Origin of the sequence: Tahibacter caeni, assembly GCF_024609805.1 — a bacterium.
In the GTDB taxonomy this organism is placed as follows: Bacteria; Pseudomonadota; Gammaproteobacteria; order Xanthomonadales; family Rhodanobacteraceae; genus Tahibacter; species Tahibacter caeni.
In genome coordinates this window covers 1-19,154 of record NZ_JANFVR010000028.1, presented here as the reverse complement: position 1 = coordinate 19,154, position 19,154 = coordinate 1, and the positions used below count along the sequence as shown (strand labels likewise).

Sequence of the window (19,154 nt, the reverse complement as noted above, 5' to 3'; positions counted from 1 at the left end):
GCCTGCGGCGGCGCCGGCCCGCGACGAGAACGACCGCGAACCGACGCTCAGGCGAACACCGCGCCCGCCGCGCCGCAGCCGATGTTCCGCAAGCATCGCCAAGCGCGCCGCGGCCGGGTAGTGTGCGCGCTCCGCTCCGTTGCCGTCATCGTATGTCCGCCGATTTCGCCGCGCTGCTGCAGACCATCGCCGCCGAAGTGACGGCGCTCCCGCCCGAAGGCGACGTCGCCGACTACATCCCGGCGCTCGCGCGCGTCGCGCCGGACCAGTTCGGCATCGCCGTCGCGACCGTCGACGGCCGTCTGTTCCGTACCGGCGCGGCCGATACGCCGTTCTCGATCCAGAGCATTTCCAAGCTGTTCGCGCTGGCGCTTGCGCTGCAGCGCGAAGGCGACGCGCTGTGGCGGCGCGTCGGCCGCGAGCCGTCGGGCACGCCGTTCAATTCGCTGGTGCTGCTCGAGCGCGAACGCGGCATTCCGCGCAATCCGTTCGTCAACGCCGGCGCGCTCGTGATCACCGACGTGCTGTGCCGGCGCTTCCTGCAGCCCGAGCGCGCGGTGCTGGAATTCGTGCATCGGCTGCTGGGCCGCACCAGCGTGGGCATCGACGCCGACGTCGCGCGTTCGGAGCGCCGCCACAGCGACCGCAACGCGGCGATCGCGCATTTCATGCGCAGCTTCGGCAATCTGCAGGCCGAGGTCGGCGCCGTGCTCGACGCGTACTGCGCGCATTGCGCGATCGCGATGTCCTGCGCCGAACTCGCCGAAGCCGCATTGTTCCTCGCCGCCGACGGCCGCCAGCCCGGCGGCGCGCGCGTGCTCGATGCGGCCGATGCGCGCCGGCTCAATGCGCTGATGCTGACCTGCGGCGCCTACGACGCGGCCGGGGACTTCGCGTTCCGTATCGGCCTGCCGACCAAGACCGGCGTCGGCGGCGGCATCCTCGCGATCGTGCCGGGCCGCCTGAGCGTCTGCGCCTGGTCGCCGCGGCTGGACGCGAACGGCAATTCGGTGGCCGCGGCCGAGGCGCTCGAACGTTTCGCCGCGGCGGCCGGCGTGTCGATCTTCGGCTGATCCGCGGTGGCGAAGGCGGACCGCGCCATCGACGGCGCCGCCGGCTGCGATTCGCTGCGCGGCGCGCTCTACGGACTGTCCAGCGGCTTGCACATGACCCAGTCGGCCTTGCGATCCTCGCCGACGAGGAACACGGCCGTACCGACCTTCGCGAAGCCGTGCTTCTCGTAGAAGCGGATCGCCTGCGGCGCCTCCTGCCAGACCAGCAGCCAGAGCCGGCGCCGGCCGCGTTCGTGCGCGGCCCGGAACGCCGCCTGCAGCAGTTCGGCGGCGACGCCGCGGCCGTGCAGCGCCGGCGCGAAATAGAAGCGGCCGAGTTCGGCCGGGTCGGCGCCGGTGACGCTGTCGGGCGCGCGCGTGGCGAAGCGCAGCTGGGTATAGCCGACCAGGCTGCCGCCGATTTCGGCGAGCAGGGTGACGACGTCCGGGTCGGCGATCTCGGCCGCCTGCCGCGCGGGGCTGAAGTTCGCCGCGACGAACGCGGCCGTGTTGGCCGCGTCGCTGGCATGGCCGTAGGCGGCGACGAACCAGTCGGCCATGCGGCGCGTCAACGTCGCCGCATCGGCGGCGGCGGCGTGGCGGATCTGCAGCGGCGTCATGGGCGCGTTCCGCTGCGTTGAAAAATCGGCATCATGTTCAATGGCTGCCGGCCGGTGCCGCGGCTTTCTCCAGCACGCTGCGCGTCATCGCGACGGCCAGGGTTTCCTCGCCGAGGAAGACCTCGGCCTGTTCCTGCTGCAGCAGCCTGGCTTCTTCCTCGCTGTGCGAACGCACGATGACCTGGATCTGCGGATTCAGCATGCGCGCGGTCTCGACCATGCGCCGCACGTGGAACGTATCCGGAATCGCGATGACAAGCAGGCGCGCGCGCGCGACGTGGGCCTGGATCAGCACCGCCGGCTCCGAGGCGTCGCCGGCGACCGCGTGCAGGCCTTCGGTGCGCAGGGTTTCCACGCGTTCGCGGTTTTCCTCGGCCACGACGAGGCGCAGGCCGCGTTCGAGCACGGCCGCGGCGATGCGCCGGCCGACGCGGCCGTAGCCGACCAGCAGCACGTGGCCGGTCAGGTAGTCCGAGCTCACGCTGGTCGGCAGTTCGGCCAGCGGATCGGCCGGACGTTCGAGCTTGCGCGCGGCGCGCGAGCGCTTGCGTATCCACGCCTGGGCCGGCTCGATGGCCTTGAACACCAGCGGGTTCAGCGCGATCGAGACGATCGCGCCGGCGAGGATCAGGTCCTGGCCCTGCTCCGGCAGGATTTTCAGCGAGACGCCGAGTGCGGCGATGATGAAGGAGAACTCGCCGATCTGCGCGAGGCCGGCAGAGACGGTCAGCGCGGTGTTCAGCGGATAGCGCATCAGCAGCACGAGCGCCGTGGCGGCGACGGTCTTGCCGACGACGATGACGCCGACGACGGCGGCGACCATCAGCGGCTGCTCGATCAGGATGCGCGGATCGAACAGCATGCCGACCGAGACGAAGAACAGCACGGAAAAGGCGTCGCGCAGCGGCAGCGATTCCTCGGCCGCGCGGTAGCTCAGCTCGGATTCGCGCAGCACCATGCCGGCGAGGAACGCGCCGAGCGCGAACGACACCTCGAACAGGATGCCGGCGAGATAGGCGATGCCGACCGCGGCGGCGATGACGCAAAGCGTGAACAGCTCGCGCGAGCCGGTGCGCGCGACCTGCCAGAGCAGCCACGGGAACAGCTTGCGTCCGCCGATCAGCATCAGCGCGACGAAGATCGACACCTTGCCCAGGGTGAAGGTGAGGCTGAGCCAGAGCGGCCGCGCCGCGGCAGCGGCGTCCTGGTGCGGCGCGGCGCCGTCGCCGGCCAGCGCCGGCAGCAGCACGAGGGCCAGCACGGTGACGAGATCCTCGACGACGAGCCAGCCGACCGCGATGCGGCCGTTGACCGACTCGACCAGGCCGCGGCTTTCGAGCGCGCGCAGCAGCACGACGGTGCTGGCCACCGACAGCGCGAGGCCGAACACGAGCCCGGCCGCGAGCGGCCAGCCCCAGAACGTGGCGAGGCCGGCGCCCATGGCGGTCGCGACGGCGATCTGGACCAGCGCGCCCGGCAGCGCGATGCGCCGGACCGAGAGCAGGTCGTCGAGCGAGAAATGCAGGCCTACGCCGAACATCAGCAGCATGACGCCGATTTCGGCGAGCTGCTGGGCGAGGTGGATGTCGGCGACGATCCCGGGAGTGGCCGGACCGATCAGGATGCCGGCGACGAGGTAGCCGACGAGCGCCGGCAGCTTGAGGAATCGTACGGCGACGAAGCCGACGATGAGGGCGAGGCCGAGGGCGGCCGAAATGGTCGTGATCAGTTCTACGCTATGCGGCATCGGTCACCGTGGTCGTATCGGGCGGAAGGAAGTCCGCGAAGCGGACGGCGTATCCATTCCCACCCGATCCCGGAAGCGCGGCTCCCGGACGACGGCGACGGTCGTCCCTGCACCGCCAACGGCCCCGTTCCACGGGCAGGAGGCTCGACCGGGGAGCCTCGTACGACGACTGCGGCTGCGGCTAGGCGATAGGTCCGACCTGGACGACCCTCTCCGCGAAGAGAGAGGGCATGGAGTGGAATGGTGAGCGCCGCGCGTTCGCGCGGCACGAGCCCGAACCTTACACCGAAACGGGTTACGGCGTCGCGTTCGTGCGCAGATTGGTCTCGAACAGCTTCAATATGCGCGCATATTCGTCGCGCCAGGCGGCGGCGTGCGTGAAGCCGTGGCGCTCCATCGGATACGGCGCGAGCTCCACGTCGTCCTTCTTCAGCTCGATCAGGCGCTGGAACAGGCGCACCGAATCCTGGAAGAACACGTTGTCGTCGATCATGCCGTGGGCGATCAGCAGCGGCCCCTTGAGCCCGTCGGCGAACTCGATCGGCGAGCTGCGCCGGTAGGCGATCGCGTCGATCTCCGGCGTGTTGAGGATGTTCGAGGTGTACTCGTGGTTGTACTGGGTCCAGTCGGTGACCGGGCGCAGCGCGGCGCCGGCCTTGAACACCTCGGGCGCGCGGAACATCGCCATCAGGGTCATGAAGCCGCCGTAGGAGCCGCCGTAGAGGCCGACGCGCTGCGGATCGCCGCCGTGTTCCCTGACGAGCCAGTTCACGCCGTCGATGAGGTCCTCGAGCTCGGGCTTGCCCATCTGGCGGTAGATCGCCGTGCGCCAGTCGCGACCGTAGCCTTCGGAAGCGCGGTAGTCCAGGTCGAGCACGAGGTAGCCGCGTTCGGTCAGCAGGTTGTGGAACATCTGCTCGCGGAAGTAGTACGGATAGCCCAGATGGGTGTTCTGGGTGTAGCCCGCGCCGTGCACGAACAGCACGATCGGATGCTTGCCGCCGCCGGCCGCCGGCGTGTACAGCTTGCCCCAGATCGGCTCCTTGCCGTGCGAAGACGGTACCGGCACGATCGCCGGCGCCTGCCAGCTCATGCCCTTGAACGCGGCGCTGCGCGTGTCGGTCAGCGCGCGCGCGGCCCCGCCGTCGGCCGGCACGAGGCTGATCTGCTGCGGCACGTAGCTCGACGAATGCGCGGCGAGCAGGCTGCGGCCGTCGGGCGAGAGCTGGAAATGCTCCAGGCCCTTGAACGTCGTCACGCGCGCCGCGGCGCCGCCGGCCACGGGCACGCGGTAGGCGTCGTAGCTGTACGGCGCCTCGGCGTTGCTCTTGAAGTAGAACCAGGCACCGTCGGGCGACAGCTGCGGCTCGGACACCTCGAAGCGGCCCTGCACGAGCGCCTTCGGCTTTTCCTCGTCGCGGCGCAGGTACAGCGCGGCGTAGCCGGATTCCTCGGACACGTACCACAGGGTCCGGTTGTCGGGCAGCCAGCCCAGCTCGTTGAAGTTCCAGTTGATCCAGGCCGCGTCGGTCAGACGGTGGCGCGTGCTCGGCTCCGGCTTGCCGGTGTTCGCGACCGCGGCGATCCAGCGGTCCTTGTTGTCGATCGCGCGCAGCATGACGGCAGCCTGGCTGCCGTCGCGCGTGAACTGGATCGCCGCGACGCTGACGTTGCGCAGTGTCTTGTCGGGCTTGGCGGCCTTGTCGTCTTTGGCGGCCTTCTTCGCCGGCTTGTCCTTGTCTTCGTCCTTGCCCTTGTCGTCGCCGGCGGCCGGCGCCGCGTCCTCGGCCGCGGCCTTCTCGTTCTCGGCGCGGATCGCCGCGAGCGGGTCGTCGGCGATGCCGGGCAGCCCGGCGAGATCGAGCTTGGTCACGGTCTGCGCGACGAGGTCGACGCGCCACAGCGTCTCGGGCGCCGGATTCGCACGGCCGACACGCGTGCGCACGTCTTCGAGCTCCTCGTAGCCGGACTCGGTCACGTACATCGGCATCTTGCCGGCGCGGCCCGCATCGAAGCCCTTCGGCGTCGTCGCGACGAGCAGCCAGCGGCCATCCGGCGACAGCACGGTGGCCGGCGTGATCTGCACGTCGTCGCCGAGATAGACCGGCTCCGCCGCGCGCGTCGGATCGGCTTTGCGCAACTCGTCGGCGTGCGCCTTCAGCGCTTCCTTGTTGTCGCGTTCCTGCTTGAGCGTGCCTATCAGGCGCAGTTGCAGCTGCTCGAAGTCGGCGGGCTTCTTGTCGCGCGGGTTCTTCTCGGCCTTGAGCACGGCGATCGGGAAGTTCACGCCGGCGGCGAAGTCGTAGCCGTACCAGTCGTTGCCGACGCGGTACTGCAGGCTGTTCTGGTCGGCGGAGAACTGCGGCGCGCTTTCCTCGGCCGTGCTGCGCGTGACCTGGATCAGGCGCTTGCTCGCGAGGTCGCGCACGAACACGTCGCCGTTGCGGATGAACGCCGCGCGCCGGCGCGCCTGGTCGAATACCGCGTCCTTGCCGTCGATGCCGGCGAGCTCGGCCGCGCCGAGCACCTGGTCGGCGCCGCCGGCGACGTCGATGCGGTGCAGGTCGCGCACCGGCGACCCGTCGCGCTTGAGCGCGTAGTAGACCGTGCTGCCGTCGGCCGACCAGTACGGCGATTCCACCGCGGGGCCTATCCAGTCCGGCTCGGCCATGATCTGGTCCAGGGTGAGCGCGGCCTGGCTCGGCAGCGCGACGAAGAAGACGAGAGCGGCGACGGCGGCACTGAGCCTGGTGGACATGGGCGACTCCGGTACGGGATCGCCCGAGCATAGCCAAGCCCGCTGCGTTTGCGCCGTGGCAATGGTCATTGCCCCCGGGCCTGAGGCACCATCGGGTTCTTTGCCGGAGCCGCCCATGATCCTGCCCGCCGTCGAAATCACGACCCGTCCTCGGCCCAGTCACAGCGTGATCTGGCTGCACGGCCTCGGCGCCGACGGCAACGACTTCGCGCCGATCATCCCCGAGCTCGTCGCGTCCGACTGGCCCGGGCTGCGCTTCGTGTTCCCGCATGCGCCGGTGCGCCCGGTCACGATCAACGGCGGCATGCCGATGCGCGCCTGGTACGACATCAAGGGCACCGACATCGCCTCGCGCCAGGACGAAGCCGGCGTGCGCGAATCCCTGGTCCAGCTCGACGCGCTGATCGCGCGCGAGGCCGACCGCGGCGTGCCGGCCGGGCGCGTGTTCCTGGCCGGCTTCTCCCAGGGCGGCGCGATCGTGCTGGCCGGCGGCGTGCGCCATGCCAGGCGCCTCGGCGGCGTGATCGCGCTGTCGACCTACCTGCCGATCGACGCGACCACGGCGGCCGAACGCAGCGCCGCCAACAACGACCTGCCCATCTTCATGGCCCACGGCAGCCACGATCCGGTCGTGCCGCAGGCCCTCGGCGCGCGCTCGCGCGACATCCTGCGCGGCCTCGGCTACACCGTCGACTGGCACTCCTATCCGATGGTCCATACCGTCTCCGCGGAGGAAATCGCCGACCTGCGGCAATGGCTCGGCGGGCGCCTCGCGGCATAATCGCGCGCAGGTTCCGGCGCTGGGAGGGCGCAGGTTGGCCATACCCGAACGCGCCGCCGGCCGCGCGGCCGCCATCGATTCCGCCTATCACTGGCTGCCGGATTTCTGCAGCTGGCCGGTGCTGGCCGCGCTCGCCGTCATCGGCGAGCTCGTCGCGCTCGTCGTCGTGCTCTCGGCCAGCGACGTCGGCGTGCCGACCTGGCAGGGTCTTGGACTGGCCAGCCTGTTCGTGCAGTGGCTGGCCGTGGTCTGGACCGTCTGCCTGTGCAAGGCGCGGCCGCTGCTCGTGCGGCTGGCGCCGTGGATGGCCGAGTTCGCCGCCTATGCGCTGATGCTCGCGACGACGGCGGCGGCGAGCTGGATCGTGTTCGCGATCGACCGCAACCTGAGCCTCGGCTTCATCGACGCCGGTGCGGAATCCTGGCGCTTCGTCCTGCGCAACAGCGTGATCTGCGCGCTGATCGGCGGTGCGGTGCTGCGCTATTTCTACGTGCAGGAGCAGTGGCGCGAACGCGTGCAGGCCGAGGAGCGCGCGCGCTTCGAGGCGTTGCAGGCGCGCATACGGCCGCATTTCCTGTTCAACAGCATGAACGTCATCGCGAGCCTGATCCGCGCGCGCCCGGTGCAGGCCGAGGCCGCGGTCGAGGACCTGGCCGACCTGTTCCGCGCGGCGCTCGGCCGCGACGAGGCGCGCAGCACGCTCGGCGAGGAGCTCGATCTCGCGCGCGGCTACCTGCGCATCGAACAGCTGCGCCTCGGCGAGCGCCTCGCGGTGGACTGGCAGGTCGACGCGCTGCCGCGCGATCTGGAGCTGCCGTCGCTGCTGCTGCAGCCGCTCGTCGAAAATGCGGTCTACCACGGCATACAGCCGCTGCCGGCCGGCGGTACCGTGCGCGTGCAGGGTCGCGTCGACGACGGCGTCGTCGAGATCCGCATCGACAACCCGTGCCCGCCGCCGCCGGCGCGGCGCGGCGGCGGCAACGGCATGGCGCTGAACAACATCCGCAGCCGCCTCGCGCTGCATTACGGCGACCGCGCGGCGCTGCTGGTCGAGGATGCGGCCGAGGCGTTCGACTGCCGCCTGCGCGTGCCGCTGCAGCGCTGACGCGGCGGACGTACCACGACATCACGGAGCGAGATCATGCGAGTACTGATTGCCGACGACGAACCGCTCGCGCGCGAGCGCCTCGCCATGCTCGTCGCCGACGCCGGCGGCGAGGTCGTCGCGAGCGTGGAGAACGGCGAGCAGGCCGTGCAGCAGGCCGATCGCCTGCGCCCCGACGTCTGCCTGCTCGACATCCGCATGCCCGGCATGGACGGCCTCGACGCCGCGCGGCTGATCGGCTCGCTGGAGGATCCGCCGGCCATCGTGTTCTGCACGGCCTACGATGAATACGCGCTCAAGGCCTTCGACGCCCACGCCGTCGACTACGTGCTCAAGCCGGTGCGGCGCGAGCGGCTGGACCAGGCGCTCGCGCGTGCGGAGCGGCTCGGCACGAACAAGGTCGACAAGATCGCCGGCACGCTCGGCGCGCATCGCCAGCGCAGCCACATCTGCGCACGCGTGCGCGGCAACCTCGTGCTCGTGCCGGTCCAGGACGTCCTCTACCTTCAGGCGGAGGACAAATATGTCGTCGTCCACCACGCCAAGGGCCAAGTCCTCGTCGAGGACGCGCTCAAGGGCCTCGAGGACGAGTTCGGCGACCATTTCGTGCGCATACACCGCAACTGCCTCGTCGCGCGCGACCGCATGGCCGGCCTCGTCCGCAGCAGCGACGGCCGCGTCTTCGTCAAGGTCGACGGCAGCGCCGATGTGCTCGAGGTCAGCCGGCGCAACCTGCCGGGGCTGCGCAAGCTCGTGCGCAGCCTGTAGCAGCAGTTCATGGAACGGGCCGAGGCATCCAGGGGCCCTTTTCGCTTCACGGGGAAGTCCAGAGGGGAAGGGCTCGCTGCACCGGTTTTCGGAGCGACGGCCTTCCGGCGCGAGCGAAACAGCCTGAATCGGCGGATTCCGGTATCCGGACATCGTGACGGACATCCCGGCGGGCACAGCCGGCGCATAGTGTCGCGGCAGCTATCGGCTCCGTGCCGCAGCGGCTAGGATGCGCCGACTTCCGCTGCCGCACGAACCGCCATGAAATTGCTGCGCATCGCCACGCGCCAGAGCGCGCTGGCCCTCTGGCAGGCCGAACACGTCGCCGCGCGGCTGCGCGCGGCACAGCCCGACCTGCAGGTCGAGCTCGTGCCGATGACCACGCGCGGCGACCAGATCCTCGACCAGCCGCTGTCGGCCATCGGCGGCAAGGGCCTGTTCCTCAAGGAGCTCGAGGTCGCGGTGCTCGAAGGCCGCGCCGACGTGGCGGTGCATTCGCTCAAGGACGTGCCGATGGAGCTCGAGCCCGGCTTCGCGCTCGGCGCCGTGCTCGAACGCGCCGACGCGGCCGACGCCCTGGTCAGCCCGCGCTATCGAACGTTGGCCGACCTGCCCGACGGCGCGCGCGTCGGCACCTCGTCGTTGCGGCGCCAGGCCCAGCTGCGCGCGCTGCGGCCGGACGTGCGCCTGGCCGACCTGCGCGGTAACCTCGGCACGCGCCTGGGCAAGCTCGACGCCGGCGACTACGACGCGATCATCCTGGCCTGCGCCGGTCTCGAACGGCTGGGGCTGACCGCGCGCATCGCGAGCCGGCTGGAGCCGCCGGGCTGGATTCCGGCCGTCGCGCAGGGCGCGATCGCGATCGAATACCGCGCCGGCGATCGCGCGACCCTGCAGAGGCTGCAGCCGTTGAACGCCGCCGACAGCGCGCGCTGCACCGGCGCCGAGCGCGCGATGAACCGGCGCCTGCACGGCAACTGCAGCGTGCCGATCGCCGGCTACTGCCGCGAAATCGAGAGTGGACTGGAACTCACCGGCCTCGTCGGCGACGCAACCGACGGCCGCCTGATCCGCGCCACGGCGCAGGGGCCGCTCGATGCGCCCGACGCGCTCGGCGAGCAGGTCGCGCAGCTGCTGCTCGACCAGGGCGCCGGCGATATGCTGCACGCGAGCCGCTGACCGGCTCCGGCGCGCCTGGCGGTCCGCTGGTCGCCGCAACCCGCGCTGCGCGCAAAACATAAAAAACGGGCCTTTCGGCCCGTTTTTTTTGTGTGGCGACGCCGCAGCGATCAGAAGTTGTAGACGAGGTTCGTCGTCATCAGCTGGTCGGTCTTCTTGATGCCCGGAGCCACGTCGGTGTTGTGGCGCACCTGATAGCCGAGCTTGAGCGCGAGCGTCTTGTTCATGTTGACGACGAGGCCGGCGTCGTTCTGATAGAACGTGTTGTCCGCGCCGGCTTCGACGAGGAACGTGTTCTCGAACGCGGTGTTCTCGTTGAAGCGGTGGCGGTAGCCGATCAGGCCGCGGCCGACGACGTCGGACTCGGTCTCGCCGGTCAGGATCGGCTCGAAGCGCTTGTAGCCCGGGCCGACTTCGAAGAACAGCTCGGTATGCTCGTTCTTGATCGCGGTGTAGCCGTAGCCCAGCGACAGCACGGCCTGGTAGTTGAACGGCGAGAAGTCGTCGTTCTCGTAGCGCAGCGCGCCGACGAGATAGCTGCGCTCGTCGAACTTGTAGCCGGCCGAAGCGCCGGCTTCGTAGCGGTTCGCCGTGTAGTCGTAGCGCGTGACGGCGGTGGGGACGCCGCCGATGGTTTCGATCGAGGTGGTATTGCCCTTGGAACGCAGCGCGCTCAGATAGAAGTTGTCCTTCCAGACGTCGTCTTCCATGCTGAAGTTGAGCTTGGCGTTGAGGTTTTCCGACTTGGCGTTGCCGCGCGAAGCGGCGAAGCCCAGTTCGCCGGAGCCGGCCCAGCCGCCGTCGGCGGAGGCGATCAGCGGCGTGGCAGCGAGTACGGCGGCGGCGATCAGGAGTTTCTTCATGGGGTTCACCCTTCTTCGATGAGGATCAATCGGGAGCATCCGCGTGTGTTGGAAAACGCGGGCAAACGGAGCGCCGGATACTACGGCGAAGGATTGAATCCGATCTGAACCGCAGACGCCGCCGCACCGGCGCAGCCAGTGTAGCCGGCATCAATCGCGGCCATCTGAGGGTTTTCCCATGCATCGTAATAAAGGTTTACAACATGCGGCATCGTAGCCGCCGCGTCATAAAGATTTACGAAGGCTACGGCGGCAGGCGCAGTCGCGCCGCGACGGCAGGACAAGCGGGCGGGGCACGGGTGCCGGTCAAATCTGCCGTGCGCCGTAGTACAGATTCACGACATGGCGCGCTTGCGCAAAGAACAGCCAGCGTTCGACGAAAATCCCCAGGCTGCCCAGCAGCAGCGCGAGCAGCGCGAGCGCCGGCGACAGCGGCAGGAACGCGAGCGCGACGACGACGCAGGCCAGCGGCGCGGCGAAACCCAGCGCGAGGCTCGACGCGCGCAGCTTCGCCGCATGGCGCCGCGCGAGCACGAAGCCCATTTCGCGCGTCAGATAGTTCTGCTCCGTATGCGGCCGTTCGAACGCCGCGACCTCGCCGTAGCGGCCGAGGCCCGTCGCGCTCTCGACCGTGGCGCGCGGCGCGGCGCCGTCGATGTGCCGCCAGTAGAGCAGCTTGATCAGCGCGGCGAGCATGGCCGTGCCGACGATCGCGGCGAGCAGCCACGGCGGCAGGCCGAGGCGCTGCGAATCCAATGCCGCTTCGCGCTCGCCTAAGGCGGCGAGCAGCCAGAGCCAGAGTCCGCCGGTGTATGCAGCCAGCAGCAGATAGACCGGCGCGACCCAGGCGTTGTGCCAGGCCGGTATCGTGCGCAGGCTCGAATAGATGCGCGCGGTGCAGAACACCGTGACCAGCGCGCCTAGCGCGAGCAGCGCGCCGGCCAGCCGCGGCAGCAGCGTCCAGCCCGCGTCGGGCCTCTGCAGCAGTACGTGGATGCCGAGCGTGAGCGCCGGCAGATAGGTCAGTGCGGCGGCCACGCCTTCGCGCGACAGCCAGGAGCTGCGCCACTGGCTGAATGCGCGCCAGGCGCGCCGCGGCTGGCCCAGATGCGCGGTCGAGGCCAGCAGGCCCAGGCTCACGAGCGCGGTGCCGACGAGCAGCGGCGCGCCGATCTGCCAGAGGCCGAGCGGCCAGAGGCCGAGCGCGACGCCGGCGCCGAGCAGTCCGAGCAAGCCGTAGCCGGCGCCCGACAGGGTCGTGAAGAACAGGACGGACAGCGCCGGATGCATGGTGCGCGATCAGCCCGTGAGGACGGCCGTGCCGGTCACCGTGACCATGAGCATGTCGCCGCCTTCCTTGATCTGGATCGTCTCGTAGTCGAAGTCGATGCCGACGACGGCGTTCGCGCCGAGATCCTTGGCCGCTTCGACCATGTCCTCGATCGCCGACTCTTTGGCCTTGCGCAGCACTTTCTCGTAGCTGCCCGAGCGGCCGCCGATGATGTCGCGTATGCCGGCGAAGAAATCGCGGAACACATTGGCGCCGAGTATGGCCTCGCCGCTGACGAGGCCGAGGTAGTTGCGGATGGGATGGCCTTCGAGCGTGGACGTGGTGCTCAGCAGCATGGCGGTTCCTCGGTCAGTGGTTTCAGCGCGACAGCAGCTTGTCGACCCAGCGCAGCAGCGGCGACAGCTGGTTCGGATCCAGCGTTTCTTCGGCGGCCTGCGCCGCCGCCGTGCCGCAGCCGGCGCGGCGCGGCCGCGGCGGCAGGTAGCGGTTGACCGGCGCATAGCCGAGCTCGGGCATCAGGGCGACGCCGTCGCGTTGGGCGACGAGCCGCGAGACGGCCGAATCCGCATCGCCGAGGTCGCCGAAATGGCGCGCGCGCGTCGGGCAGGCCATGACGCAGGCCGGCTGGCGTTCGGTCTCGGCGAAGGATTCGTTGTAGATGCGGTCGACGCACAAGGTGCATTTCTGCATGACGCCGCGTTTTTCACTGTATTCGCGCGCGCCGTACGGGCAGGCCCAGGAGCAGAGCTTGCAGCCGATGCACTTGTCCTCGTCGACGAGGACGATGCCGTCCTCGGCGCGCTTGTAGCTCGCGCCGGTCGGGCAGACCGTCACGCAGTCGGGCGTTTCGCAGTGCAGGCACGAGCGCGGGAAATGCACGGTCATCGCCGGCGCGTTGTCGGCGAACCCGCTCCTGGCCAGCTGCTGCAGCGGGCCGTCGCCGTTCGTGTCGCGGCGCGGCTGTACCTCGAAGCTGTGCACGCGATTGAACCAGACGCCGAGCGGCTCGGCGCCGTAGGCGTCCTCGTCCGGCAGCGGACCGAACTGGCCGCCGTCGTTCCATTCCTTGCAGGCGACCGCGCAGGCGTGGCAGCCCACGCAGGTGTCCAGGTCGATGACGAGGCCGAGCTTCTTCGTCGACGGCGACGGCAGGCTGGTCATGCGCGGGCCACCTCGATGCGGTGCGGCGTCAGGCCGGAGTCCTCGGATTCGACGGCGGCCTTGTCGACGCGCACGCGCAGGTCGAACCAGGCCGCCTGGCCGGTGACCGGATCGGCGTTCGCGTAGCGGTAGCCGTCGGCGCGCGGCGGCAGCAGCTCGCTGATGACGTGGTTCAGCAGGAAGCCCTGCTGCGATTCGGGCGCGTCGGAGGCGAGCTTCCAGGCGCCGCGGCGCTTGCCGAGCGCGTTCCAGGTCCACACCGTGCCGGGCTCGGTGCCGCTGTGGCAGCGCACCGGCACGCGGATGCGGCCGTGCGGCGATTCGACCCAGACCCAGTCGTCGTCGCGCAGGTCCAGCGCCTGCGCGGTCTGCGGATGCAGGTAGAGGAAATTGCGCGCGGTGATCTGGCGCAGCCAGGCGTTCTGCGAACCCCAGGAGTGGTACATGAACATCGGCCGCTGCGTGATGGCCGCGAGCGGATAGCGCGCGAGGTCGGTCTGCTCCCACTCGAACGGCGCGTACCAGAACGGCAGCGGATCGAAATAGCGCGCGACGCGCTCGCGCTCGCGCGCGGGCGGCTGCACCGCGCCATGCCCCAGGGCGGCGAGACGGAAGCGCTGCAGGCGCTCCGAATACAGCTCGATGACCTGCGCATGCGTGGAGCCGACGAAACCGAGGCCGCGCGCCCATTCGAGATAGTCGCGATTGGCCATCTTGTAGTAGCGCCCCGCCGCCGGCACCTCCGCGTGCCAGAACGCGCCGTGCTCCTTGTAGCGGTCGAGCTGCTGCGGGTTCGGCTCGCCGGTGCCTTCGCGCGAGCCGTCGCGGCCGCGCCAGCCGGCGAGCATGCCGACGCCGGGGGCGCGTTCGTGCTCGACCATGTACTGGGCGAAGCCGTCCGGATAGCGCGGCGAACCGTCCTCGCGCACGCAGCCCGGCAGGCCCAGGCGCGCCCCGAGATCGAGCAGCACGTCCTGGAACGCGCGCACGTCGCGGTCCGGCCGCGCGATCGGATGGCGGATCGCGTCGCTCGCGCCGTCGGCATCGGAGATCGGCCTGTCCAGCAGCGAGATGCAGTCGTAGCGTTCGAGGTACGTCGTGTCCGGTAGCACGAGATCGGCGAACTCGACCATCTCCGACGCGTAGGCGTCGACGTAGATGATGCGTGGGATCTTGTAGACGCCGTCGGCGTCCTTCTCCACGAGCAGGCGCCGTGTGCGCGTCGTGTTCATGGCCGAGTTCCAGCTCATGTTCGCCATGAACAGGAACAGAGTGTCGATGCGCTGCGGATCGCCGGCGACGGCGTTCGCGATCACGTTCTGCAGCATGCCGTGCACGGCCAGCGGATGCTGCCAGGAAAACGCCTTGTCGATGCGCCGCGGCTCGCCGTTCGCGTCGACGAGCAGATCCTCGGGCGCGTGCACGTAGCCGAGCGGACCGGCGTCCAGGGTGCCGTCGGGCTTGCGCGACTTGCCCGGGCGGTTCGCCGGCGGCACGCCCTTGGGATACGGCGGCTGGTAGCGGAAGCTGCCCGGCGTGTCGATCGCGCCGAGCAGCATCTGCAGCACGTGCAGCAGGCGACAGGTATGGAAGCCGTTGCTGTGTGCGGCGATGCCGCGCATCGCGTGCAGCGACACCGGCCGGCCGATCATTTCCTCGTGCGTGCGGCCCCAGGCGTCGGTCCAGCGCTGCGGCAGGCGGATCTCCTCGCGGAACGCCGCGTCGGCGATCTCGCGCGCGATGCGCCGTATCGTCGCAGCCTCGATGCCGCACTGCTCGGCCGCGCGCTCGGGCGAATAGTCCGCCGCTAGAAAGCGTTCGGCGAGCAGCTGGAACGCCGGCACGGCGCGGCGGCCGTCGGCCAGCGTGAATTCGCCGACGACCACCGGAGCTATGCCTATCGCATCGGCGGGCATCGCGACGCCGGCGCGCGTCCAGCACAGCGCGCGGCCTTCGGCGTCGCGCGCGAACAGGCCGTCGTCGGCGCCGCCGGGATTGCGCACGACCAGATAATGCGCATTCGTGTAGCGCACGAGATAGTCGAAATCGACCCAGTCGTTGCGCAGCAATTCCTGCACGAGCGCGCCGACGAACAGGCCGTCGCTGCCCGGGCGTATGCCGAGCCATTCGTCGGCGATCGCGGCATAGCCCGTGCGCACCGGGTTGATCGCGAGCACCTTCGCGCCGCGCTGCTTGAGCTTGCCGAGGCCGAGCTTGATCGGATTGGAGTCATGGTCCTCGGCCACGCCGAACATCAGCAGGTAGCGCGTATGGTCCCAGTCGGGCTCGCCGAATTCCCAGAACGAACCGCCGAGCGTGTACATGCCGGCCGCGGCCATGTTGACCGAGCAGAAGCCGCCGTGCGCCGCGTAGTTGATCGTGCCGAACTGCTGCGCCCACCAGCCGGTCAGCGCCTGCGACTGGTCGCGTCCGGTGAAGAAGGCGAGCTCGTCGGGATTGCGCTTGCGGATGTCACCCAGCCATTGCGTCGCGAGCGCTAGCGCCTCGTCCCACTCGATCTCGCGGAACTCGCCCTTGCCGCGTTCGCCCGTGCGCAGCAGCGGCTTGCGCAGCCGTGCCGGCGAGTAGTGCTGCATGATGCCGGCCGAACCCTTGGCGCAGATCACGCCGCGATTGACCGGATGATCCGGATTGCCTTGGATGTAGCGGACCTTGCCGTCCTTCAGGTGGACTTTGATGCCGCAGCGGCAGGCGCACATGTAGCAGGTCGTGGTCTTGACCTCGTCGCCGACGGGCTCGTGCAGTTTCAGGCTGGGATGGGTCATGCGGCGGTCTGGCGGCGCGACGGGCAGGCGCGAATGGTAGCGGAGCCGCCGCGCAATTGCGCAGCGCCCGCGAATGCCCGCGCCGCGCCCGCGTTTCGCCACAATCGGCGGCTAGCTTTCCCGCGGTCCGTTTCATGGAGCGATCGCATGAAGCACACGTGTCGGTTCGTCGCGGCGAGCCTCGTGTTCGCAGCGGCCTCGGCGCTGCCGGCCCGGGCCGCGGACGTCTGGCAGGTGCGGCCCGAATGGGCCGAAGCCTTCGCGGCACAGTCGGTCGGCGGAACCATGCTCGTCTACGACGAGCGCGCCTCGCGCTATGCGGTGTTCGACCGACGGCGTGCGGAGACGGCGTTCGCGCCGGCCTCGACGTTCAAGCTCTTCAACGCACTGGTCGCGCTCGAAACCGGCGTCGTCGAGGACGAGCACGAGACCTTCCGCTGGGACGGCGTCGAGCGCGCGCGTGAAGAATGGAACCGCGACCACGATCTCGCGAGCGGCATGCAACATTCGGTGGTCTGGTATTACCAGGAGCTCGCGCGGCGCATCGGCCGCGAACGCATGCAGCACTGGGTCGATGCCGCCGGCTACGGCAATCGCGACATCAGCGGCGATATCGACCGGTTCTGGCTCGGCCAGGGCGGCCTGAAGATTTCTGCGGTCGAACAGGTCGCGTTCCTGCGCCGCCTTGCCGCGGGCACGCTGCCGTTCTCGGCGCGCAGCCAGGACATCGTCCGCCGCATCACGATCGTCGAGCGGACCGGCGACTACGTTCTGCATGCCAAGCCCGGCTGGGCGTCGACCGGCCGCAAGACCGATCTCGGCTGGTACGTGGGCTGGGTCGAGCGCGGCGGCAACCGCTGGTTCTTCGCGCTCGACATCGACGTGAAGGACGGCGACGCGCCCAAGCGCGCCGCGCTCGCGAAGACCTTGCTCGCCAAGGCCGGCGCGTTGCCGGCGCAATGATCCGCGCGCCGTCGGTCAATCCAGCCGCTTGCGGACCCGCGTGACCGCGATGCCGAGCATGATCGCGCTGAACACGGCCAGCGCGACGAGCTCGATCCAGAGGTCGGCCAGGGTCGCGCCGCGCAGCGCGATGCCGCGGATCAGGCGCAGGAAGTGCGTCATCGGCAGGATTTCCGACAGCCATTGCGCCGCGCGCGGCATGCCTGCATACGGGAACATGAAGCCCGACAGCAGGATCTGCGGCAGGAACGTGAAGAACGCGAGCTGCATCGCCTGGAACTGGCTGCGCGCGAGCGTCGACAGGAAGACGCCGAGCGCGAGGCACGCGATGATGAACAGCAGCGCGGCGAGATAGACGTCGAGCAGATGGCCGCGCAGCGGCACGGCGAAGATCAGCTTGCCGAGCGCGAGCACGAGGCTGACCTGGACCAGGCCGATGCCGACGAACGGCAGCACTTTGCCCACGGTGAGCTCCCAGGGCGACACGGGTGTCGCGATCAGCATCTCGAGGTTGCCGCGTTCGCGCTCGCGCACGAGCGCCATCGCCGTGAACATGACCATCGTCATCGTCAGGATCACGCCGACGAGGCCCGGCACCGTGTTGACCGGCGCGCGCCGTTCCGGGTTGTAGAAGTTGACGACTTCCATGCCGGCGCCCGCGGCCGCCTGGCCGCGCAGGCGCGTGAGCGGATAGGCCGCGAGCTGGCGCGCGGCCTGCTGCACGACCTGGTCGGAACCGTCGACGACGAGCTGCACGGCGGGCCGGTCGCCGCGTTCGAGGCGGTTCTCGAAATCTTCGGGAATGACGAGGCCGACGCTGACGCGGCCCCGGCGCAGCGCCTCGTCGAGCTGCTGCGGCGCCGACAGCGCTTCGCGCAGGTTCAACACCTGCGACGCGGCGAGTTCGGCGACGAGTTCGCGCGAGCGCGCCGTGCCGGCCTGGTCGAGCACGGCCGCGTCGAGATGGCGCACGTCCAGGTTGATCGCGAAGCCGAACAGCAGCAGCTGCATGGTCGGAATGCCGACGATCATCGCGAACGTCAGGCGGTCGCGGCGCAGCTGGCGCAGTTCCTTGAGCACGATGGAGAACAGGCGGCGCAGGCTCATGCGGCGGCTCCGGCCGCGGTCGTGGGCTTGCGCGTCGCGGCGACGAACACGTCCTCGAGATTCGCCGCGCCGCGGCTCACCTGAGCGTCGATGCCGGCGTCGCGCAGGCGGTGCGCGAGCCGCTGCGCATCCCAGGTTTCGCTCGCGGCGAGCACGCGCAGTTCGGCGCCGATCTGCGCGAGCGCGACGATGCCGTCCTCGTTCTGCAGCGCGAGCTGCGCGCGCCGCGGCGCCGCGCAGTCGACCAGCCAGACCGCATACGGCAGCGCGGCGCAGAGCTCGCGCGGCGCGCCGTCGGCGACGAGGCGGCCCTGGTCTAGGATGGCCAGGCGATGGCAGCGTTCGGCCTCGTCCATGTAGTGCGTCGACACGAGCAGGGTCGTGCCGGCGTCGGCCAGCTCGAACAGTGAATCCCAGAACTCGCGCCGCGACTGCGGATCGACCGCGCTGGTCGGTTCGTCGAGGAACAGCAGCTCGGGCTTGTGCAGCACGGCGCCGGCCAGCGCGAGGCGCTGCTTCTGGCCGCCGGACATCGTGCCGGCCAGCTGTTTGCGCAGGTCGACGAGCCAGTAGCGGGCGAGCAGTTCGTCGATGCGCGCGCGGGCCGTGGCGCGCGGCAGGTCGTGCACGGCTGCAAGGAATTCGAGGTTCTCCTGCACGCTGAGGTCTTCGTACAGCGAGAACTTCTGCGTCATGTAGCCGATGCGGCGCTTGAGCTGCTCGGCCTGCTGCGGCACATGCAGGCCGAGCACTTCGATGTCGCCGGCGCTCGGCGAGAGCAGGCCGCAGAGCATGCGTATCGTCGTCGACTTGCCCGAACCGTTGGGACCCAGGAAACCGTAGACCTGCGCGCGTTCGACGGTCAGGTCGACGTTGTCGACGGCGACGAGCGTGCCGAAGCGGCGCGTGAGCCCGCGCGCGCGGATCGCGACGGCCGTGCTCACGGCGCGGCCGCTTCGGCGGCCAGCGGCAG

Annotated in this window: 16 protein-coding genes; 6 read left to right on the top strand and 10 right to left on the bottom strand. The window is 69.9% G+C overall.

Going from position 1 to position 19,154, the window contains the following annotated elements:
* Positions 1–152: 152 nt before the first annotated feature.
* On the top strand, positions 153–1,073 hold the full coding sequence (locus NON22_RS04430) for a glutaminase (RefSeq protein ID WP_257385712.1): 921 nt from the start codon (positions 153–155) through the stop codon (positions 1,071–1,073).
* A gap of 68 nt (positions 1,074–1,141) precedes the next feature.
* Here the strand turns inward: NON22_RS04430 and NON22_RS04425 are convergent, their stop codons facing one another.
* The 3 genes from NON22_RS04425 to NON22_RS04415 form a co-directional block, all read right to left on the bottom strand.
* Entirely contained in the window at positions 1,142–1,672 is a 531-nt protein-coding gene (locus NON22_RS04425) for a GNAT family N-acetyltransferase (RefSeq protein WP_257385711.1), read from the bottom strand.
* 37 nt (positions 1,673–1,709) lie between these two features.
* Positions 1,710–3,419 carry a cation:proton antiporter domain-containing protein gene (locus NON22_RS04420; RefSeq protein WP_257385709.1) on the bottom strand — a complete coding sequence of 570 codons (1,710 nt, stop codon included), beginning with the start codon at positions 3,417–3,419 and terminating at the stop codon, positions 1,710–1,712.
* A 295-nt stretch (positions 3,420–3,714) separates the two neighbouring features.
* Entirely contained in the window at positions 3,715–6,177 is a 2,463-nt protein-coding gene (locus NON22_RS04415) for a S9 family peptidase (protein ID WP_257385707.1), read from the bottom strand.
* Positions 6,178–6,292: 115 nt separating this feature from the next.
* Here NON22_RS04415 and NON22_RS04410 point away from each other — a divergent pair, with 115 nt between their 5' ends.
* The 4 genes from NON22_RS04410 to hemC all read left to right on the top strand — a co-directional run bounded on the left by NON22_RS04410 (position 6,293) and on the right by hemC (position 10,010).
* The gene (locus tag NON22_RS04410; RefSeq protein ID WP_257385706.1) at positions 6,293–6,958 is read left to right on the top strand and encodes an alpha/beta hydrolase; all 666 of its coding nucleotides are present in this window, start codon (positions 6,293–6,295) and stop codon (positions 6,956–6,958) included.
* A gap of 34 nt (positions 6,959–6,992) precedes the next feature.
* The gene (locus tag NON22_RS04405; RefSeq protein ID WP_257385705.1) at positions 6,993–8,063 is read left to right on the top strand and encodes a sensor histidine kinase; all 1,071 of its coding nucleotides are present in this window, start codon (positions 6,993–6,995) and stop codon (positions 8,061–8,063) included.
* A gap of 36 nt (positions 8,064–8,099) precedes the next feature.
* The gene (locus tag NON22_RS04400) at positions 8,100–8,831 is read left to right on the top strand and encodes a LytR/AlgR family response regulator transcription factor (protein ID WP_257385703.1); all 732 of its coding nucleotides are present in this window, start codon (positions 8,100–8,102) and stop codon (positions 8,829–8,831) included.
* 261 nt (positions 8,832–9,092) lie between these two features.
* Positions 9,093–10,010, top strand: coding sequence for a hydroxymethylbilane synthase (gene hemC, locus NON22_RS04395; RefSeq protein ID WP_257385701.1), 918 nt, complete (start codon positions 9,093–9,095; stop codon positions 10,008–10,010).
* A gap of 110 nt (positions 10,011–10,120) precedes the next feature.
* Here hemC and NON22_RS04390 read toward each other — a convergent pair whose 3' ends face one another.
* The 5 genes from NON22_RS04390 to NON22_RS04370 all read right to left on the bottom strand — a co-directional run bounded on the left by NON22_RS04390 (position 10,121) and on the right by NON22_RS04370 (position 16,111).
* The gene (locus NON22_RS04390) at positions 10,121–10,873 is read right to left on the bottom strand and encodes a DUF481 domain-containing protein (protein WP_257385699.1); all 753 of its coding nucleotides are present in this window, start codon (positions 10,871–10,873) and stop codon (positions 10,121–10,123) included.
* 306 nt (positions 10,874–11,179) lie between these two features.
* Positions 11,180–12,163, bottom strand: coding sequence for a dimethyl sulfoxide reductase anchor subunit family protein (locus NON22_RS04385; protein WP_257385698.1), 984 nt, complete (start codon positions 12,161–12,163; stop codon positions 11,180–11,182).
* Between the two features lie 9 nt (positions 12,164–12,172).
* Positions 12,173–12,499, bottom strand: coding sequence for a heavy metal-binding domain-containing protein (locus NON22_RS04380; RefSeq protein ID WP_257385697.1), 327 nt, complete (start codon positions 12,497–12,499; stop codon positions 12,173–12,175).
* Between the two features lie 22 nt (positions 12,500–12,521).
* Complete coding sequence (locus tag NON22_RS04375) at positions 12,522–13,325, bottom strand: 4Fe-4S dicluster domain-containing protein (protein WP_306673632.1); 804 nt, start codon at positions 13,323–13,325, stop codon at positions 12,522–12,524.
* On the bottom strand, positions 13,322–16,111 hold the full coding sequence (locus tag NON22_RS04370) for a molybdopterin oxidoreductase family protein (RefSeq protein WP_257385696.1): 2,790 nt from the start codon (positions 16,109–16,111) through the stop codon (positions 13,322–13,324). The genes NON22_RS04375 and NON22_RS04370 overlap by 4 nt, the downstream gene beginning before the upstream one ends.
* Positions 16,112–16,258: 147 nt before the next feature.
* On the opposite strand from NON22_RS04370, the gene blaOXA reads away from it, so the two are divergent.
* Complete coding sequence (blaOXA, locus tag NON22_RS04365) at positions 16,259–17,074, top strand: class D beta-lactamase (protein ID WP_257385695.1); 816 nt, start codon at positions 16,259–16,261, stop codon at positions 17,072–17,074.
* A 15-nt stretch (positions 17,075–17,089) separates the two neighbouring features.
* Here the strand turns inward: blaOXA and NON22_RS04360 are convergent, their stop codons facing one another.
* Positions 17,090–18,181 carry an ABC transporter permease gene (locus NON22_RS04360; protein ID WP_257385693.1) on the bottom strand — a complete coding sequence of 364 codons (1,092 nt, stop codon included), beginning with the start codon at positions 18,179–18,181 and terminating at the stop codon, positions 17,090–17,092.
* Positions 18,178–19,107 (bottom strand): ABC transporter ATP-binding protein, encoded by a 930-nt coding sequence (locus NON22_RS04355; protein WP_257385724.1) that lies wholly within the window; start codon positions 19,105–19,107, stop codon positions 18,178–18,180. The genes NON22_RS04360 and NON22_RS04355 overlap by 4 nt, the downstream gene beginning before the upstream one ends.
* Positions 19,108–19,154: the final 47 nt, after the last annotated feature.

Bases quoted from the DNA above. Each gene is read 5' to 3' on its own strand.
- NON22_RS04430 (WP_257385712.1), top strand. From the start codon at position 153: ATGTCCGCCGATTTCGCCGCGCTGCTGCAGACCATCGCCGCCGAAGTG.
- NON22_RS04425 (WP_257385711.1), bottom strand. From the start codon at position 1,672: ATGACGCCGCTGCAGATCCGCCACGCCGCCGCCGCCGATGCGGCGACG.
- NON22_RS04420 (WP_257385709.1), bottom strand. From the start codon at position 3,419: ATGCCGCATAGCGTAGAACTGATCACGACCATTTCGGCCGCCCTCGGC.
- NON22_RS04415 (WP_257385707.1), bottom strand. From the start codon at position 6,177: ATGTCCACCAGGCTCAGTGCCGCCGTCGCCGCTCTCGTCTTCTTCGTC.
- NON22_RS04410 (WP_257385706.1), top strand. From the start codon at position 6,293: ATGATCCTGCCCGCCGTCGAAATCACGACCCGTCCTCGGCCCAGTCAC.
- NON22_RS04400 (WP_257385703.1), top strand. From the start codon at position 8,100: ATGCGAGTACTGATTGCCGACGACGAACCGCTCGCGCGCGAGCGCCTC.
- hemC (WP_257385701.1), top strand. From the start codon at position 9,093: ATGAAATTGCTGCGCATCGCCACGCGCCAGAGCGCGCTGGCCCTCTGG.
- NON22_RS04390 (WP_257385699.1), bottom strand. From the start codon at position 10,873: ATGAAGAAACTCCTGATCGCCGCCGCCGTACTCGCTGCCACGCCGCTG.
- NON22_RS04385 (WP_257385698.1), bottom strand. From the start codon at position 12,163: ATGCATCCGGCGCTGTCCGTCCTGTTCTTCACGACCCTGTCGGGCGCC.
- NON22_RS04380 (WP_257385697.1), bottom strand. From the start codon at position 12,499: ATGCTGCTGAGCACCACGTCCACGCTCGAAGGCCATCCCATCCGCAAC.
- NON22_RS04375 (WP_306673632.1), bottom strand. From the start codon at position 13,325: ATGACCAGCCTGCCGTCGCCGTCGACGAAGAAGCTCGGCCTCGTCATC.
- NON22_RS04370 (WP_257385696.1), bottom strand. From the start codon at position 16,111: ATGACCCATCCCAGCCTGAAACTGCACGAGCCCGTCGGCGACGAGGTC.
- blaOXA (WP_257385695.1), top strand. From the start codon at position 16,259: ATGAAGCACACGTGTCGGTTCGTCGCGGCGAGCCTCGTGTTCGCAGCG.
- NON22_RS04360 (WP_257385693.1), bottom strand. From the start codon at position 18,181: ATGAGCCTGCGCCGCCTGTTCTCCATCGTGCTCAAGGAACTGCGCCAG.